We start from the raw sequence: 17,520 nt of genomic DNA, 5'->3' as shown, positions 1-17,520 counted from the left end.
CGGGGCAGCCTCTCGGCTGCCCCGCTTCTTTCTTCGCGGAGGAAACAACGTAAAAAAATGCAACGCGAAACGCGACGCCTGATACTGCTGCTGCTGCCGGCCGGAATTTTCTTCTCGGCCTTTTTCCTTATTCCGATGGCCGAACTCTTCCTGATCGGCGGCAGCGGAAAAGAGCACGGCTGGGCGGCTTATGCCGCCATCATCACCAATGCGAATTACTTCAACAGCCTGCTCGCCACGCTGGCCGTCGCCGTGCTGACCACCATCGTGACGCTGGCGATCAGCGGCATCAGCGGCGTGTTCCTGCAGCGCCACAAATTTCCCGGCAATGCCGCGCTGGTCGCCATGCTGACCTTTCCGCTGGCCTTTCCCGGCGTCGTCATCGGCTTCATGGTGATCATGCTGGCCGGCCGCCAGGGACTGATCGGCACCGTCAGCGAAGCGCTGACCGGCGACAGGATCGTATTCGCGTATTCGCTCGCCGGCCTGTTCATGGGCTATGTCTATTTCTCGATCCCGCGCACCATACTCACCGTGATGGCCGCCGCCGAAAAGCTCGACCCCAAGCTGGAAGAGGCCGCGCGTTCGCTCGGCGCTTCGCCGTTGCGCGTCGTGCTCGATGTCATCATTCCCGGGCTCAAGCCCGCCTTCATCTCGGCCGGCGCGATCTGCTTCGCCACCGCCGTCGGCGCTTTCGGCACGGCCTTCACGCTGGCCGCCAGGATCAATGTGCTGCCGATGGTGATCTATACCGAATTCACGCTGTCGGCGAATATCGCCATGGCCGCCGCGCTCAGTTTCGTGCTCGGCGCAGTCACCTGGATCGTGCTGGCGCTGGCGCGCACGGCCGCCGGCGGCACCGTTGCGGCGGCGGGTTAGCGCCATGCGCACCAAATGGCTTTTCAACCTGCAGCTCGCGTTCACGCTCTTGGTTTGCGCCTTCCTGATCGTGCCGGTGATCCTGTCGATCATGGCCGGCCTGACCGTGAACTATCTGGTCGGCATCGAAAGCGGGCTGACCTTGCGCTGGGTGATGGAAGTCTGGAACGGCTACCGCAACACCATCTTCCTCTCTATCGGCATCTCGCTGGCCTGCCTGGTCGTCACGCTCCTGATCGGCATTCCGACAGCCTATGTGCTGGCGCGACGCCAGAGCGCGCTCAGCCGTGCCATTGAGGAACTGCTGGTAATGCCGGTGGCTGTGCCTGGATTGGCGACTGCGCTGGCGCTGATCGTCACCTATGGCAGCCTGTCGGGCTTCCGCACCAGCTGGGGCTTCATCCTGGTCGGCCATGTGCTGTTCACCCTGCCCTTCATGGTGCGCAGCGTGCTGGCCGTGCTGATGGCCATCGACCTCAATACTTTGGAAGAGGGCGCGGCCTCGCTGGGTGCGAGCTGGTGGCGGCGCTTCCGCGACATCGTGCTGCCCAATTGCCGCGCGGGCATTCTTGCCGGCTCACTGATGGTGGTGACGCTGTCAATGGGCGAATTCAACATGACCTGGCTGCTGCACACGCCCTTCACCAAGACGCTGCCCGTGGGCCTGGCCGACGCTTACGCGTCGCTCCGCCTGGAAATCGGCAGCGCCTATACGCTGGTCTTCTTCCTGATGATCATGCCGCTGCTGCTGGCCCTGCAGGCTTTTGCCCAGCCGCGTCTCAAAAAGTTTGTTGCCGAGGACAATGCCCAATGAGTGACATCAATCCCATGTCGATCGCGCTAAAGAACTGCGCGAAGACCTTTGCCGACGGCACCAAGGCGCTGGAGCCGCTCGATCTGTCGATCAATGCCGGCGAGACCGTGGTCTTCCTCGGCCCGTCGGGCTGCGGCAAGACCACCACGCTCCGCATCATCGCCGGTCTGGAAGAACCCGATGCCGGCGGAAGCGTGCTGTTCGACGGCCAGGACGTGACGCAGATTCCGATCGAGCAACGGAACGTCGGCATGGTGTTCCAGTCCTACGCGCTGTTCCCCAACATGACCGTGGCCGAGAATATCGGCTACGGCCTGAAGATTCGCAAAATGCCCAGCGCCCAGGTACGCACCCGCGTCGGTGAGATGCTGGGCATGATGCAGATCGAGAAGCTGGCCAACCGCCGTATCGACCAACTGTCGGGCGGCCAGCGCCAGCGTGTGGCGCTGGCGCGCGCCATCGCCGTGCGTCCGCGCGCGCTGCTGCTGGATGAACCTCTCACTGCGCTGGACGCCAAGCTGCGCGATACCTTGCGGCTGGAAATCGACACGCTGCTGCGGTCGCTGCAGATCACCGCGATTTACGTCACCCATGACCAGGCCGAAGCCATGGCGCTGGGCGACCGCATTGTCGTCATGGAGCATGGCCGCGTCGCCCAGATCGGCGCGCCGCGCGACATCTATCAAAAACCCGCCACGCGGTTTGTCGCCGACTTCATCGGCACCATGAACCGCCTGAACGGCGCCGTGCGCAACGGCGTGTTCACCTGCCGCGCCGGCGATCTGCCCTGGCCCGATGCTCCGGCCGATGCCAGCGAAATCCTGTTCCGCCCGGAAGACATCCGCGTGACGGACACCGGCGAAGCCAGTCGCCTGCAGGGCACGATTGCCTCGGCCTTCTTCCTCGGCGACCGCACGCGACTGTTCGTCGAAGTCGGCGAGAAGCTGCCGCTGGTGGTGGAAAGCACGGCGCGCCGCGACTTTTCCCGCGGCGAACAGATAGGACTGGCCATCGACCCGCGCGGTATAGTGATTCTGTAGGATATAGTCGTCGTCCCCGCGAAAGCGGGAATGACGGATGAAGGAACGAGGAAGCCCCCATGCTGATCGCCCAGATCACCGACACCCATATCAAGCTGCCGGGGAAGCTGGCCTACCGCAAGGTCGATACCGCCGCGATGCTGGAAGTCTGCGTGCAGCACCTGCAGACGCTGAAGCAGCAGCCCGACCTGATCCTGCTGACCGGTGACCTGGTCGATCTCGGCCGGCCGGAAGAATACGATCACCTCAAATCGATTCTGGCGCCGCTCAAGCAGCGCATCATAGCCATCCCCGGCAACCATGATGAACGCGACGCGATGCGCGATGCCTTCGCCACCGGCGGCTATCTGCCGAAGGAACGCGGCAGCTTCCTGCAATTCGCGGTGAATGATGACTATCCGCTGCGCCTCATTGGCCTCGACACGCTGATTCCTGGCCAGGGCGGCGGCGAACTCTGCGCCGAGCGTTTAAGCTGGCTGGAGGACGCACTGAGGCAGCGGCCCGACCAGCCGACGCTGGTGATGATGCATCATCCGCCCTTCATCACCGGCATCGGCCATATGGACAAGATCGGCCTGAAGGGCGCGACCGAGTTCGAGCGTATTGTCGCGCAGCACCCGCAGATCAGGCTGATCCTGTGCGGACATCTGCATCGCGTGATCCGCGCCGATGTCGGCGGCCGCACTGCGCTGACCTGCCCGAGCCCGGCGCATCAGGTGGCGCTGGATATCGATCCGGATGCGCCGAGCCGCTTCACCATGGAACCGCCGGGCTACATGCTGCACTGGTGGAACGATGGCAGGCTGATCACGCATACGGTGGCGATCGGCGACCACGACGGGCCGCATCCCTTCCACGGGCCGGATGGCAAGCTGATCGACTAGCTGGACCGGCGGTCTTTCCAGAACGGCCGCAGCGCCGCGAAACTGTCCCAGGCCTCGCCAAGCTGCGCGAGCTGTACCTGTTGCCGGCCGGAGAACCAGGCCGCGATTGCGGCAGCGGCCGGGTCCTGGTCCGGCGATGGCAGCAGGTCGCGCACCAGGCGCGTACCCACATCGGCATCGTTGAGCATGCCGAGACAATCCTGCAGATGCGCCAGTGCAGCGATAAAGCGCCGCGAGCCTTTGCGATGTTTGAACAGTGGCCGGAAGAATTCAGCGGCATAGCGCAGCTTCTTGGCGCGGATGCGCAGGTCGTGCAGTTCCGGCACATCGAGTTCGGCATGGCGGCTGCCGAGCGCCTTCACCTTCCGGCGCCGCCGGTGCAGGATATCGCTGGCGAAATCCGCCGCCGGCGCAGAGGCCAGCGCGGTGTCGGACAGCACGGCCGCATCGCCGGCCTCGACCGCGGACAGGAAGCGGTTGAGGCCGAGCCGCATCGCCGCGAGCCGCGGCGCATTCAGGGCGGCGTCGAGCGCCTCCTGCGCCGAGACGCGGCGGTCTTCCAGGATGGTGGCGAGATGCTGCAGGCGTTTCGGCGCGTCGGGCAGGCTGCGCAGCGGCGTCAGCGTTTCGGTGAGGAAGACATCGAGATCGCGCTTGCGCCCCAGCGGCGCGCCGAGCCAGCGCAGATCGTCCAGCAGCGGATTGAGGGCGCTGTCATCCAGCATCGCCGAAAATACGCCGATGGCCGAGCGCAGGCGGCGCAGTGCGACGCGCATCTGATGCACGCCTTCCGCATTGCGGTCGCGCAGCACCGGCAGCAGGTTGGCATCGAACTGCGCCAGACAGTGTCGACCGATAGCCGCCAGCACAACGGCGGCACTGGCATCATCGGGCGGATCGAAATCGAGGCCGGCGGCGCGCAGCGACTGCGGCTCGACCAGATCAAGCGCGGCTGCAGCCTGGATCAGCGGCGCGGCACCGGTCCAGCGCAGCGGCAACTCGCGCACCAGATCGCCTGCCATCGCATCGACAGCGGCACCGGCTTCGGCAGGCGCCTGCAGGGTCAGCGCCTCATAAACCGCACTGCGTTTGCCGCTTTTGAGCTGCACCTTGTAGCCCTGCAGCATGATCGCATGGCCATCCTGGCGCAGGCTGTAGATGTGACCGCTCTGCGTGCCTTCGGCCAGCTTTTCCAGATCGCCGACCTCGTCCAGCGCCGGTGCCGGCGCGAGCGGCAGGCCGCTGACCGGAAGCGTGACAATGCGCTTGCCTTCGGTGTCATCGAGCGCGAGGCAGAGCCAGCCGGCGGCCGCAAAGCGGCGATCCGTCGTATCGAGCAGGGCCAGAGTGGATTTCAGGATGCGACCGCGCTTCGCGCTGAGCAGGTCATGCCGACGCAAAGCCGACAGCCCGCCCGGGGCAAGGCCGAAACGCAGCAGCGCGGGCGGTTCGTTCATGGCGGCGGACTCTATCGGAGCCATTGGAAAATAGTCAAACAATACAGCCGTTTACGATTGTTACAGTTCTGCGAAACGGCCGGGAGCGTTACCTGGGCGCCGACAAACCCGCCGGCCGCCCCATTTCTGCCGCTTTCATCGGCTCAAATCGCTTCATTGCAGGCTGCCAAGGCAGTCTGAACAGGGCCGTCCGGCACCCCCTGCCATCCCCCCGGCATCGTCCGGGCGGCCCTTTTTCTTTTCTCCTCACAGCAGCATTCCATCACACAGCCGCCGGTTTTTGCGGTCATTCTGCGCGTTCATTTCGGCACCTTAAGCCGCGTTGCGCCGTTGTTAGGGGAGATTTTCCGATCAGTCCCCGCAGCGAGATTTCATCATGACCACGCCGAAAAAAACCCCCGCCAAGCCGGGCTCCGCCGTGGGCGCCAGCCGCGCCCTGCAGCAGCGTGCCCCGCGCCGTGCCAAATCCGGGACCGTCGAAACCGTACCTACCGGCGCAGCCAAACCCAGGCTGCTGCTGCGCAATGCCACGCCGCAGGACATCCCCGGCATCCATGCCCTGACCACGAAAGTCTATGCCGGGCACAGCACGGACGGTGCCTATACAGTGGCGCAGTTGCGCGGCCACCAGCATCATTTCCCGCAGGGGCAGTTTGTTGCCATCTACGACAACACCATCGTCGGCTACTGCGCGACCTTCCGCATCACCGAGAAGCTGGCGCTGAAGCCGCATGACTGGGAAGGCATCACCGGACGCGGCTACGCGGCACGGCATGACAGCCAGGGCGACTGGCTCTACGGCATGGAAGTCTGCGTCGATCCCGATTATCGCGGCCTGCGCCTGGGCCAGCGGCTGTACAACGCGCGCAAGCAGCTCTGCGAACGGCTGCATCTGAAAGGCATTGTCTTCGGCGGCCGCATGCCGGGCCTGAGCCGACGCTGGTCGCAGCTGCGTTCGGCGGAGAAGTATCTGGACCGCGTGCGCGCCGGCAACCTGCGCGATCCGGTGATCAACTTCCAGCTCCGCAATGCCTTCGAGCCGATCGGCGTGCTGCGCGGCTATCTCGACACCGACCATGAATCGCGCGGCCATGCCACGCATATGGTGTGGCGCAATCCCGCCTATGGTGCCGAGGGCGATGTGCATATCTCCGCACCGCTGCCGCGCGCACGCACCGCCCGCGTCGCCGCCGTGCAATACCAGCAGCGGCCCGTGCGGTCGTTTGAGGAATTCGCCAAGCAGGTCGAGTATTTCGTCGACGTGGTCGCCGACTACAAGGCCGACTTCGCGCTGTTCCCCGAACTCTTCACCCTGCAGCTGCTGTCGATCGAGAATCGCAATGTGCCGGCAGCGGAAGCCATCGCGGCACTGACGCGCTACACCGACCGGATCAAGACACTGCTGAGCGAACTGGCAGTCAGCTACAACATCAATATCATCGGCGGCTCGCATCCGACGCGCGATCCGGTCGACGGCCATGTCTACAACATCTGCTATGTCTGCCTGCGCAACGGCGCGGTGCATGAACAGCGCAAGATCCACCCGACGCCGAACGAACGCTACTGGTGGAACATCACCGGCGGCAACAGCTCGAATGTGATCGAGACCGATTTCGGCCCGATCGGCGTGATGATCTGCTACGACGCCGAATTCCCCGAACTGGCGCGACATCTCGTCGACCAGGGCGCGCAGATCCTGTTCGTGCCCTTCTGCACTGACGAGCGCCAGAGCTATCAGCGCGTGCGCTACTGCGCCCAGGCCCGTGCCATAGAAAACCAGTGCTATGTGGTGATGGCCGGCAATGTCGGTAACCTGCCCAGCGTGGACAATATGGACATCCAGTATGCCCAGAGCTGTGTGCTGACGCCCTGCGATTTCGCCTTCGCGCGCGACGGCATCGCCGCCGACACCACACCGAATGTGGAAATGGTCGCTATTGCAGATGTGCAGCTTGACAGCCTGGCCGCCGCACGCCAGCACGGAACAGTGCAGAACCTGAAAGATCGCCGCTTCGATCTCTACAACGTGACCTGGAAAGACGGCGCGCCGCCAGCGCGTGACTCGCATCCGCGCGACACCCAGCTGCGTGACGCGGCGGACTGAGACTTTACGACGTCTCTCCCAGCATGCGCTTGACCGCTTCGGCCAGATCGGCCTTGCGCACCGGCTTGGCCAGAACCTCCGACACGCCAAAGTAACGCGTATGCCGCAAATCGTCATTGCCGGCGGAGCCTGACATGAACAGCACCGGCAGACCGGGCTTCTTCGCCAGCACCTCGTCCGCCAATTCGATGCCATTCATGCCGCCCGGCATCTGGATGTCGGTCAGCAGCAGATCGATCGGCAGGCCGCGGCGCAGTTCCTGCAACGCATCGGCGGGCGTGGCTGCCGGCAGCACGGCAAAGCCCAGGCTGCCCAGCAGCGCCGTCATGGTGGCGCGTACATCCTGATTGTCGTCGACACAGAGCACCAGTCGCCGGTTTGGATCGTGCTCGGGCTTGCGGGCGGCCAGCCGGTCGCCTTCCAGCGCCGGCAGATACAGCCGGAATTCGGTGCCGGCACCGGGCATGGTGTCGATTTCGATGAAACCGTTCGACTGGGTGATAAAGCCGTAGACCATGCTCAGGCCCAGCCCGCTGCCCTTGCCGACTTCCTTGGTGGTGAAGAAGGGTTCGAAGACGCGGGCGACGACGTCGGATGGCATGCCGCAGCCGGTATCGCGGATGCTGACCATCACATAAGTGCCGACAGGCAAGATCCGGTTGGACATCGCGCGCGGCTCAGACAGATGCGCCACCGTGGTGCGGATCGCCAGCGTGCCGTTGCCGTTCATGGCATCGCGGGCATTCAGCGCGATGTTGAGGATGGCATTCTCGAGCTGGTTCGGATCGGCCTCGACCATATAGACATCGAGTTCCAGCGCCGGCTGGATCGACACGCCAGAACCCAGCGTCCGCCGCAGCATATCGAGCATGCTGTTGATCAGGTCATTGATGTCGAACCGGGTGGGTTGCAGCTGCTGCTGGCGCCCAAAGGCCAGCAGACGGCGCGTCAGCTCGGCGCCGCGTTCGGCATTGCGCAGCGCCTGATCAATCATCCTTTTGCCGTCGTCATCAATGACGCGGTCGCCCAGCAGTTCGAGATTGCCGACGATCACCGCCAGCAGGTTGTTGAAGTCATGCGCGATGCCGCCGGTCAGCTGGCCGAGCGCCTCCATTTTCTGCGCTTGGCGCAGTTGGTCGCGCAATTCGTCGGCCTGCCGCCGCTCGGTCATGTCGCGCGTGATATTGACAAAGCCGTGCAGATCGCCATCGCTATCGCGCAGTGCGCTGATCACCACGCTGGCCCAGAATTGCGAGCCATCCTTGCGCAAACGCAATTCCTCGTTGACGTAGCGGCCCTTCTCGGCGGCGATGCGCAGCGCATCACCGGGCTGATGGCCCTCGCGCGCTGCAGCAACATAAAACTGGTCGCGCCGCTTGCCGATCGCTTCGTCAGGCATGTAGCCGGTCAGGTTCTGCGCCCCGGTATTCCAGGTCAGCACGATGCCGTCGGGATCCATCAGGAAGATGGCGTAATCGGTGATGGAATCCACCAGCAGACGGAAGCGCGCCTCGCTTTCCTGCCGGCGCTGCTGGCTCAGCCGGTATTGCGTCAGGTCGTGGATGACGCCGACGAAGATCGGCGCCCCATCTTCCTCGAAGCTGCCCACCGCCAGCGAGAACGGAAATACTGTGCCATCCTTGCGGCGGCCCATCACCTCGCGGCCGATGCCAATGATGCGTTTCTCGCCGGTGCTGAGGTGATGATGCAGATAGCCGTCATGCGCCGAGCGGTCGGGTTCGGGCATCAGCATCGAGACATTGCGGCCGAGCACTTCGTCGGGCCCGTAGCCGAACAGTTTCTCGCAGGCGGGATTGAACAGTTTCACGATCCCGCGGGCATCGATCAGGATCATGCCGTCGATGGCGGTTTCCACCATCTTGCCCAGCCGCCCTTCGCTGCGGCGGTATTTGCTGAGATCATGGATCACACCCACGAACATCACGCGGCCGTCGCGACTGTATTCACCGACCGCCAGCTCGAAGGGAAAGACCGTGCCGTCCTTGCGCCGGCCCATCACCTCGCGGCCGATGCCGATGATGCGTTTCTCGCCGGTTGAGCGATATCGCCCGATATAGCCGTCATGCGCCGAACGGTCGGGTTCGGGCATCAGCATCGAGACATTGCAGCCCAGAACTTCCTCGCGGCTGTAGCCGAACAACCGCTCGCAGGCGGTGTTATAGAGGGCGATCCGCCCGTCCGCCTCGATCAGGATCAGGCCGTCGATCGCGGTATCTACAACCGCCTGCAGAAGATCGTCGTTCATGTTCTGTTACCTGAACGCGCCGTAAACTGATTAGAATTGCTATTTCAAATATATGCTGCATACCGGATATTCCCGGCTAGAATGGGGCTGCCGGGGCGCGTATGCAATATTAAGTTTCGCCTCGCTGTCAGTTTCGCCGCGGAAAGATTTACATGGCCCGTATCCTCGTCATCGACGACAACCCGGAATTCCGTGAAATCCTCCGGGCCCATCTGGAGGCGACCGGGCATCACACCGTGCTGGCCAGTAACGGCGAGGAGGGCCTGGCGGCGCTGGAGCGCGGCGACCTCGACATGGTGCTGACCGATATCCTGATGCCGCGGCGCGACGGCGTTGAGGTGCTGCGCGAAACCAAGCGGCGCTGGCCCGGCCTGCCGGTGATCGCGATTTCCGGCGGCGGATGGATCAAGGCGACCGAATTGCTCGGCATGGCCGAACGTCTCGGCGCCGATCAGGTCTTGCAGAAGCCGGTGCGGCGCGACGCGCTGATCAAGGCCGTGGACGAAGCCCTGCAGGCCAACCTGAAGAAGCAGGCTTAGGCGGGCGGCATCGCCGCATAGCGCTGCAGCACCACGAGCAGCAGCCAGATCGACGTCACACCCAGCACAATCCAGGTCAGGCCGATGCCGAGCGCGCGGCCGAACGACAGCCGCGGCGTCAGCAGATAGCCCCAGGCATGCAGCAGCCGGCCGATGAACAGCGCGGCGCCGAGCAGATGCAGTGCCCAGACCGGCTGGCGCGACATCTCCAGCATGAACAGCAGCAGCAGCGTGAGCGGCACATATTCGACGAAGTTGGCCTGCACGCGCATGGCCCGCGCCAGATCGGCATTGCCGCCATCGCCGGTCAGCACGGCATGTTTGCGCCGCAGCCGCACCACGACGAGGCCGAGCACCAGCAACAGCAGGCCACAGAGCGCAGCATAGAGCGGCGTGACGGCAAAAGGCGGCAACATCGAATCCTCCGGTTCTGAACCGTGCAAGCTTAACGGTCGAGACACAACCTGCCCAGCGTCGCGAAGTTCCTACCGGTCGTAACGCCCGGCGCGTTCGGGCTGGTAGGCCACCTTGTGCAGCGTGATGCGTCGCACCGCGCCCGAGGCAGTGCTCCAGCCAATCGACTGGCCCTCGCGCAGGCCGATCAGCGCGGCACCCACCGGCGTTGTCACCGAGATTTTCGCCAGATCGAGATCGGCCTCACCCGGATAGACCAGCGTGAGCCAGTGACTGCGCCTGGCATGGTCGTAGCCGAAGGTGACGTGGCTGTTCATCGTCACCGTATCGGGCGGCACATCGCCGGGCGCGACAATATCTGCCCGTGCGACCTCGGCCTCCAGCATATCGGCGACGGCGGGCTGGCTGCTGCGGGCGGCCTCGGCCAGAGCCGACAGCCGGTCGGCATCGGAGCTGGTGAGAATGATGGCGGGACGCGGATCGAGAAAGCTCATGACAGGACTCCGTGTTCGCGCTGCGATTCATCGCGCGCGTGGAAAGGAAGAGTGGTTTTTCTGGACGTCTGCCCCGGCGGGCGAGGCGCAGCGAAAACTGCGCGCGCGGCCGGGGCCTAGCGGCCTGCGTGCAGGCGGCTGGCGCGGAAATGCAGAGCGAGAGTGCGGGCGCGCGACGGGGTCATGATGCGATCAATATGGGCCGCGGTGCCGCGGCTTTCAACTACTCGGCCGCTTTTGAATGCTGCTGGCGGATCAGCTTGACGATCTCGGCCGCCGCCGCCGGAATATTGGTGCCGGGGCCGTAGATGCCGGCGACGCCGGCCTTGCGCAGGAAATCGTAATCCTGCGGCGGGATCACGCCGCCGGTGATGACCAGAATGTCGCCCGCGCCCTGCTTGCGCAGGGCTTCGATCAATTGCGGCACCAGCGTCTTGTGGCCGGCCGCCTGGCTGGAAATGCCGACGACATGCACGTCGTTTTCGATGGCGTCTTTCGCGGCTTCCTCGGGCGTCTGGAACAGCGGCCCGACATCGACGTCGAAGCCCAGATCCGCGAAAGCCGTGGCGATCACCTTGGCGCCGCGGTCATGGCCGTCCTGGCCGAGCTTGACCACCAGCATGCGCGGGCGACGGCCTTCCTCGGCGGCGAAGGCTTCGATGTCCTTCTGGATTTTCATGAAACCCTCGTCATTCGCATAGGCCGCGCCATAGACGCCGGCGATCGAGCGCACGGTGGCCTGGTGCCGCGTGAACACGCGCTCCATCGCATCCGACATCTCGCCGACCGTGACACGCGCCCGCGCCGCATTGACGCAGAGTTCGAGCAGGTTGGCAGTGCCGGCGGCGCCAGTCTCCAGTTCTTTGATGGCGCGCTCCGCGGCGAGCTTGTCACGCGTGTTGCGGATGGTGCGCAGCCGCGCCACCTGGTTGTCGCGCACCTTGGTGTTGTCGACTTCCAGCGTTTCCGGCACATCCTGGCTGCCGGCGCGATATTTGTTGACGCCGACGATGACATCCTCGCCGCGATCGACGCGGGCCTGACGCCGCGCGGCGGCCTCCTCGATCTTGAGCTTGGGCATGCCGGACTCGACCGCCTTGGTCATGCCGCCCATGCTTTCGACTTCCTCGATCAGCGCCCAGGCATGGCTCGCCAGCGCATGGGTCAGCGCCTCGACGTAATACGAGCCGGCCAGCGGATCGACCACCTTGGTCACATACGTTTCGTCCTGGATGATCAGCTGGGTGTTGCGGGCGATCCGCGCCGAGAATTCGGTCGGCAGCGCGATGGCTTCGTCCAGCGCGTTGGTGTGCAGCGACTGCGTGCCGCCGAGCACGGCGGCGAGCGCCTCGACGGCGGTGCGCACCACGTTGTTATACGGGTCCTGCTCGGTGAGCGAGACGCCAGACGTTTGACAATGCGTGCGCAGCATCAGGCTGCCGGCCTTCTTCGGCTTGAACTCCTTCATGATGCGCGTCCACAGCAGTCTAGCTGCGCGCAGCTTGGCGATCTCCATGAAGAAGTTCATGCCAATGGCGAAGAAGAAACTCAGGCGGCCCGCGAAGGCATCGACATCGAGGCCGGATTGAATCGCCGTGCGGACATATTCCTTGCCGTCGGCCAGCGTGAAGGCCAGCTCCTGCACGGCGGTCGCGCCGGCTTCCTGCATGTGATAGCCGGAAATCGAGATCGAATTGAACTTCGGCATATGCTGCGCGGTATAGCCGATGATATCCGAAATAATCCGCATGCTGGGCGCGGGCGGATAGATATAGGTGTTGCGCACCATGAATTCTTTCAGGATGTCGTTCTGGATCGTTCCTGAAAGCTGGGCAGGCGACACGCCCTGTTCCTCGCCGGCGACGATATAGCAGGCCAGCACCGGCAGCACCGCGCCGTTCATGGTCATCGACACGCTCATCTTGTCGAGCGGGATGCCATCGAACAGGATTTTCATATCCTCGATGGAATCAATCGCCACGCCGGCCTTGCCGACATCGCCGACCACACGCGGATGATCGCTGTCATAGCCGCGATGGGTGGCGAGATCGAAGGCCACCGACACGCCCTGCTGGCCGGCGGCGAGATTCTTGCGATAGAAGGCATTGGATTCTTCGGCCGTCGAGAAGCCGGCATATTGCCGGATGGTCCAGGGCCGGTTGGCATACATGGTGCCGCGCACGCCGCGCGTGAACGGATCGACGCCGGGCAGCGTATCCAGGCCTTCGAGGCCTTCGAGATCGGCGGCGGTGTAAAGCGGCTTGACCTTGATGCCTTCGGGCGTGAGCCAGACCAGATCCGACAGCGGCTTCTCGCCCAGTTCCTTCTGCGCGAGTTTGGCCCAGGCTTCCGGGAAGGGGACTTCGGTCTCGTCGCTGCTGCTCATCTTCTCTACGTCCACCCGCTCATCTTAACTTTTATCCCGCCAGCCATTGTAAGCGATGCTGCGGTGCAACAGGCAGTATGCCGGGCTTTGGCCGGGTGTCAAATTTACTCCGTCTGCCGCCGCAACTGAGCGATAGCCGGCGTTATCGGTTCCGGGGCCCAGTCAGTCCATTCGATGCTCATTCGGGTTCGCCCGTGTTCGTGGTGCTTCGCTGGTGTTCGCCAGCGTTCGTGCGTGTTCGTGGCGCTTCGCCAGTGTTCGCCAGCGTTCGTGCGTGTTCGCGCGCCTTCGTTTGCCCTGCAAGTGATTGATCAGGCACGCGCCATCCTGCCCAGGCGAGGGCTTCCGCAGCCTACCACAAACAGGAACAATACGGAAACATAATCATCGAACCGCGATCTGGTTGACTAGGCAATCATATCGCGGTACTTTCCTAGTCAACCATCCCCCGGGCCGCACCGCATGACCTCCGCTCTCGACACCCATCTCGGTTACTGGCTGCGCTACGTCTCCAACCATGTCTCGCAGGCTTTCGCCCGCCGGCTGGAGGCGCGCGGCGTCACCGTGGCCGAATGGGTGCTGCTGCGGCAGTTGCTCGACAACGATGCCGCGCCGAGCCGGCTGGCCGGGCAGATCGGCCTGACGCGCGGCGCCGTCACCCGGCTGGCCGACCGGCTAATCGCCAAGCAGCTGGTCGCGCGCCGCGCCAGCGAGACCGACAAACGCGCGCAGGTTCTCTCGCTCACCGCAGCCGGCCGCGACCTGGTGCCGGCGCTGGCCGCAGCGGCCGATGCGAATGACGCCGCCTTTTTCGGCCATCTGCCGCCGGCCGAACGCGCCGCGCTGGAAACCGCGCTGAAAGACCTGGTGCGCCATCACGGTTTGCGCGCCGTGCCCATAGATTAAGAGGACCCAGCGATGCTGAACGACACTGATCTTGAAACCGTGCTGCAGGACTGCACGCGCGGCTCCGACGAGGAACGCATGACCTTTCCGCAGGTGGTGGGCAAGCTGATGGCGGCCGGCGTGGAACGCTATCGCGCCGACCTGCTGCGTCATGAGAAGACCTATTATATGCCCGATGGCCGTTCGCAGGTGGTGAGCAATGCGGTGATCGACGGCACACCGGCGATGGACTTCTCGGCAGCCGGCGTGGACTCGGCCGTGCGCGACATCCAGGCGGGCAAGATCGCCTATCGCGACTTCTGCCGCCGCGTGATGGCGGCCGGCTGCGTGGATTACATCGTGTCGATCAGCGGCCGCCGCGCAGTCTATTTCGGCCGCAGCGGCGAAAGCCATGTCGAGATGTTTCCGGGGGCGAGGTGAGCCGCCGCATGCTTATTCCACTGGCGGCTCCGCCGCCCCATCTCCCAGCACGCGCTGCATCAGCGCGGTGTCGCGCCAGCCATCGTGCTTGAAACCGACATCGGTGAAGCTGCCGACCAGCCTGAAACCACAGGCACGATGCACCGCCACCGAACCGGCATTGTGTTCGCCGTCGCCGATGATGGCGATCATCTGGCGGAAGCCCGCTGCTGTGCAGCGGTCGACCACCGCCTGCAGTAACAAGCGCCCGATGCCGCGGCGCTGTGCGCCCTCGGCCATATAGACCGAATCCTCCACCGTGAAACGATAGGCCCGGCGCGGGCGATACTGCGTGGCATAGGCGTAGCCCAGCACGCGGCCGCTCTCGTCTTTGGCCACGAGATACGGCAGGCCGTGCTCCAGCACCTTCTCTCTACGCGCCAGCATCTCCTCCTCCGGCGGCGGCTCCTCCTCAAAACTGGCCAGGCCGTGCAGCACATGCTGCGCATAGATGCGCTGCACCTGCGCCATGTCGGCTTCGGTGGCGTCGGAAAGAATCATCGGCGAAGGGGCGAGAGCGTTCATGGCAGCCAGACAGAGAGTGAGCGACATGGACCTGCATAAGGCCGGGTGAGAGCGAGGTCGCGCAGTTGCCAGTCTTCCATGTCGGGCGGCATCTCCGTGCCGCTGCTGCCGGCGAGCCGGCGCAGCAGCGGCCAGAGGCTGAGCGAGGGCGCGGCGATCAGCCGCGGAAGGACAACAGGCGTCATGGCGGCAGGATGCGGCTTTTTCTCGCATAAATAAAATTTTGCCTTTTTATGCAAAGCATCAGTAAAATTAAGGGATGCGCGGCTTCAATCTCGACCACCTGCAGACCTTCGCCGATGTCGTGCGGCTCGGCAGCTTTTCGGCTGCCGCCGCGCGGCTCAATCTGACGCAACCCGCCGTCAGCCTGCAGGTGCGCCAGCTCGAACTCAAACTCGGCCTGAAGCTGATCGAACGCGTGGGCCGCAAGGCGACGCCGACGGCGGCCGGCCGCGCCCTGCTGCAGCATGCCGGTGGCATCGATGCGGCGGTGAATGCCGCCCTGGAAGATGTGGCGCAGCATGGCCGCAGCGTGATCGGCCGCGTGCGCATCGGCATCGGCGCCACCGCCTGCATTCATATCCTGCCGCCGATTTTAAGCGACCTGCGCCGGCGCTTTCCCGAACTCGACCTGATGGTGAATACCGGCAATGCGCCGGAGATCCTGCGCGCCATCGAGGACAACAGCCTGGATCTCGGCCTCGTCACCCTGCCGCCGAACAATAAATCACTGGGTCGCGCGCTGGATGTGACGCCGCTGATCGATGACGATTTCGTCGCCATTGCGCCGAAGGCCATGAAGCTGCCCGATCCTGTCACGCCCGCCATGCTGATGGCGCTGCCGCTGGTGATCCCCGAGCCAGGCGGCAATACGCGCAGCCTGATCGATGGCTGGTTTGCCGCCGCCGGCTTCACGCCGAAAGCCGGCATGGAGCTCGACAGCGTGGAGGCGATCAAGCAGCTGGTCGGCGCGGGACTGGGCTGTTCGGTGCTGCCGGGCATGGCGCTGACCACGCCAGAGTCACGCCGCGGCCTGGAGGTGCGCGCGCTGAAGCCGCGACTGACACGCCAGCTGGCGCTGGTGCTGCGGCGGGACAAACCGTTGAGCCGTGGCCTGCGCGAAACCATCGCCGCGCTGCGCGGGCTGAAGCGGCGGTCGAGATAGACAAGAAAAGGCGGGCAGCTTTCTGCGGCTGCCCGCCTTCTCCTCACTCTGCCTCACCTAGACTTGGGCGATCGACGCCTTTACCGCGTACCACCCGTTACTGTACCGCCCGCCGAGCCGTTCGCACCGGCCGCGGCGCTGCCGCTGCTGCCGTTCGACGCGGTGGCATTCCCGGCCACGCCGGCATTGGTGCCGACGCCGGCGGTGACGCCGCCATGGCCGCTCGGGTCGCCGGCATTGCTGCCCGAGACATTGGCGCCCAGGCCGCTGGCGGCGCCGAGGCCCGCCGTGCCGCCGTTGCTGCCGGCCACGCCGGCATTGGCGCCGGTGCCGCTGCTGACACCGATGCCCGACGGGCCGACGCCCACGCCGGTGCCGTTACTGGCGCCGACCGCGGCAGCATTGCCGTTACCGGTCGCGCCGACGCCTGCGCCGGTGCCGCTGGTCACGCCGATGCCCGAAGGTCCGACGCCGACCGCGTTGCCGTTACTCACGCCCACGGCCGCACCATTGCCGTTGCTGCTGGCGGCATTGCCGCCAGCATTGGTGCCGGTGCTGACGCCGATACCCGACGACCCGGCGCTCACGCCGATGCCGGTATTGCCGCCAATGCCGACACTGCCGTTCTGGGCGCTCGGATCACCGGAATTGGTGCTTCCGCTGCCGCCAGCCGAGGCATTGCCGCTCGCGCCGCCCGAGGCACCGCCGCCGGAAGCGCCACCGGAAGCGCCACCGGATGCACCGCCCGAGCCGCCCGCCGAAGCGCTGCCCGAGTCACCGCCGACGCCCGCCGCAGCGGCCGCGCCGGCCGCCGCACCAGCCGCGGCACCCGCCGCCGCACCGGCAGCACCTGCTGCGGCACCTGCGGCTCCGGCCGCGCCAGCGCCGGCACCCGCGCCGCCGCTACCGCCACCGGCAGCCAAAGCAAATGTAGAGACCGAGACCATGAGGGCGGCCGCCAGTGCGACCTGCGGCACCTGTTTCACAAGGTGTTTCATCTGCATTTCTCCTGTCTGAGGGGATCGTCAGCAAAAGCTGCCGCGCAGGTTCAGTCCCGCGGCGGCGAACCGCTGCCACAGATAAAAACCCGTTGGCGCACAAGGGGTGCCGAACTTGGCTGCAAATGCCCCATAGCGGTCACATCGGGGCGAATGCCTTGGGAACAGGCGGTGACCTGCCCGATTTTTG

Annotated in this window: 17 protein-coding genes; 9 read left to right on the top strand and 8 right to left on the bottom strand. The window is 64.9% G+C overall.

The window, feature by feature from the left end; translation table 11 throughout:
• Positions 1 to 57 precede the first annotated feature (57 nt).
• From FNB15_RS07000 to FNB15_RS06985, 4 genes are read left to right on the top strand one after another with little or no spacing between them, the layout of a single operon-like run.
• Positions 58 to 879, top strand: a complete 822-nt coding sequence (locus tag FNB15_RS07000) for an ABC transporter permease (protein WP_144068016.1) — start codon at positions 58 to 60, stop codon at positions 877 to 879.
• A gap of 4 nt (positions 880 to 883) precedes the next feature.
• A complete protein-coding gene (locus FNB15_RS06995) occupies positions 884 to 1,693 on the top strand; it encodes an ABC transporter permease (RefSeq protein ID WP_144068015.1) in 810 nt (269 codons plus the stop codon).
• The gene (locus FNB15_RS06990) at positions 1,690 to 2,733 is read left to right on the top strand and encodes an ABC transporter ATP-binding protein (protein WP_144068014.1); all 1,044 of its coding nucleotides are present in this window, start codon (positions 1,690 to 1,692) and stop codon (positions 2,731 to 2,733) included. Before FNB15_RS06995 ends, FNB15_RS06990 begins: the two co-directional genes overlap by 4 nt.
• A gap of 59 nt (positions 2,734 to 2,792) precedes the next feature.
• The gene (locus FNB15_RS06985; RefSeq protein WP_144068013.1) at positions 2,793 to 3,617 is read left to right on the top strand and encodes a phosphodiesterase; all 825 of its coding nucleotides are present in this window, start codon (positions 2,793 to 2,795) and stop codon (positions 3,615 to 3,617) included.
• Here the strand turns inward: FNB15_RS06985 and FNB15_RS06980 are convergent.
• A complete protein-coding gene (locus FNB15_RS06980) occupies positions 3,614 to 5,074 on the bottom strand; it encodes a CYTH and CHAD domain-containing protein (RefSeq protein ID WP_185973749.1) in 1,461 nt (486 codons plus the stop codon). The two genes, FNB15_RS06985 and FNB15_RS06980, sit on opposite strands and share 4 nt — an antisense overlap.
• Positions 5,075 to 5,450: 376 nt before the next feature.
• On the opposite strand from FNB15_RS06980, the gene FNB15_RS06975 reads away from it, so the two are divergent.
• Positions 5,451 to 7,178, top strand: coding sequence for a carbon-nitrogen hydrolase family protein (locus tag FNB15_RS06975; protein ID WP_144068011.1), 1,728 nt, complete (start codon positions 5,451 to 5,453; stop codon positions 7,176 to 7,178).
• 4 nt (positions 7,179 to 7,182) lie between these two features.
• Here FNB15_RS06975 and FNB15_RS06970 read toward each other — a convergent pair whose 3' ends face one another.
• Positions 7,183 to 9,444 (bottom strand): PAS domain S-box protein, encoded by a 2,262-nt coding sequence (locus FNB15_RS06970; protein ID WP_144068010.1) that lies wholly within the window; start codon positions 9,442 to 9,444, stop codon positions 7,183 to 7,185.
• A gap of 152 nt (positions 9,445 to 9,596) precedes the next feature.
• On the opposite strand from FNB15_RS06970, the gene FNB15_RS06965 reads away from it, so the two are divergent.
• Positions 9,597 to 9,983: a response regulator gene (locus FNB15_RS06965; RefSeq protein ID WP_144068009.1), complete on the top strand. Its 387-nt coding sequence runs from the start codon at positions 9,597 to 9,599 to the stop codon at positions 9,981 to 9,983.
• On the opposite strand, the gene FNB15_RS06960 is transcribed toward FNB15_RS06965, so the two are convergent.
• The 3 genes from FNB15_RS06960 to scpA all read right to left on the bottom strand — a co-directional run bounded on the left by FNB15_RS06960 (position 9,980) and on the right by scpA (position 13,277).
• A complete protein-coding gene (locus tag FNB15_RS06960; protein ID WP_144068008.1) occupies positions 9,980 to 10,399 on the bottom strand; it encodes an MAPEG family protein in 420 nt (139 codons plus the stop codon). The two genes, FNB15_RS06965 and FNB15_RS06960, sit on opposite strands and share 4 nt — an antisense overlap.
• 69 nt (positions 10,400 to 10,468) lie before the next feature.
• Complete coding sequence (rnk, locus tag FNB15_RS06955; RefSeq protein WP_144068007.1) at positions 10,469 to 10,891, bottom strand: nucleoside diphosphate kinase regulator; 423 nt, start codon at positions 10,889 to 10,891, stop codon at positions 10,469 to 10,471.
• A 223-nt stretch (positions 10,892 to 11,114) separates the two neighbouring features.
• Entirely contained in the window at positions 11,115 to 13,277 is a 2,163-nt protein-coding gene (gene scpA / locus FNB15_RS06950) for a methylmalonyl-CoA mutase (protein WP_144068006.1), read from the bottom strand.
• Positions 13,278 to 13,739: 462 nt separating this feature from the next.
• Here scpA and FNB15_RS06945 point away from each other — a divergent pair, with 462 nt between their 5' ends.
• Together FNB15_RS06945 and FNB15_RS06940 are read left to right on the top strand one after the other, a co-directional pair.
• Positions 13,740 to 14,183 carry a MarR family winged helix-turn-helix transcriptional regulator gene (locus FNB15_RS06945; protein ID WP_144068005.1) on the top strand — a complete coding sequence of 148 codons (444 nt, stop codon included), beginning with the start codon at positions 13,740 to 13,742 and terminating at the stop codon, positions 14,181 to 14,183.
• Between the two features lie 12 nt (positions 14,184 to 14,195).
• Positions 14,196 to 14,603, top strand: coding sequence for a DUF1398 domain-containing protein (locus tag FNB15_RS06940; protein ID WP_144068004.1), 408 nt, complete (start codon positions 14,196 to 14,198; stop codon positions 14,601 to 14,603).
• A 12-nt stretch (positions 14,604 to 14,615) separates the two neighbouring features.
• Here FNB15_RS06940 and FNB15_RS06935 read toward each other — a convergent pair whose 3' ends face one another.
• Positions 14,616 to 15,167 carry a GNAT family N-acetyltransferase gene (locus tag FNB15_RS06935; RefSeq protein WP_144068003.1) on the bottom strand — a complete coding sequence of 184 codons (552 nt, stop codon included), beginning with the start codon at positions 15,165 to 15,167 and terminating at the stop codon, positions 14,616 to 14,618.
• A complete protein-coding gene (locus tag FNB15_RS06930; RefSeq protein ID WP_144068002.1) occupies positions 15,164 to 15,352 on the bottom strand; it encodes a hypothetical protein in 189 nt (62 codons plus the stop codon). The genes FNB15_RS06935 and FNB15_RS06930 overlap by 4 nt, the downstream gene beginning before the upstream one ends.
• A gap of 74 nt (positions 15,353 to 15,426) precedes the next feature.
• Between FNB15_RS06930 and FNB15_RS06925 the strand changes: the two genes are divergently transcribed.
• A complete protein-coding gene (locus tag FNB15_RS06925) occupies positions 15,427 to 16,332 on the top strand; it encodes a LysR family transcriptional regulator (protein ID WP_144068001.1) in 906 nt (301 codons plus the stop codon).
• A gap of 80 nt (positions 16,333 to 16,412) precedes the next feature.
• Here FNB15_RS06925 and FNB15_RS06920 read toward each other — a convergent pair whose 3' ends face one another.
• On the bottom strand, positions 16,413 to 17,330 hold the full coding sequence (locus FNB15_RS06920; RefSeq protein WP_144068000.1) for a hypothetical protein: 918 nt from the start codon (positions 17,328 to 17,330) through the stop codon (positions 16,413 to 16,415).
• Positions 17,331 to 17,520: the final 190 nt, after the last annotated feature.

The organism is Ferrovibrio terrae (assembly GCF_007197755.1).
Taxonomy (GTDB): Bacteria; Pseudomonadota; Alphaproteobacteria; order Ferrovibrionales; family Ferrovibrionaceae; genus Ferrovibrio; species Ferrovibrio terrae.
This window is presented reverse-complemented; position numbering and strand designations above follow the sequence as displayed.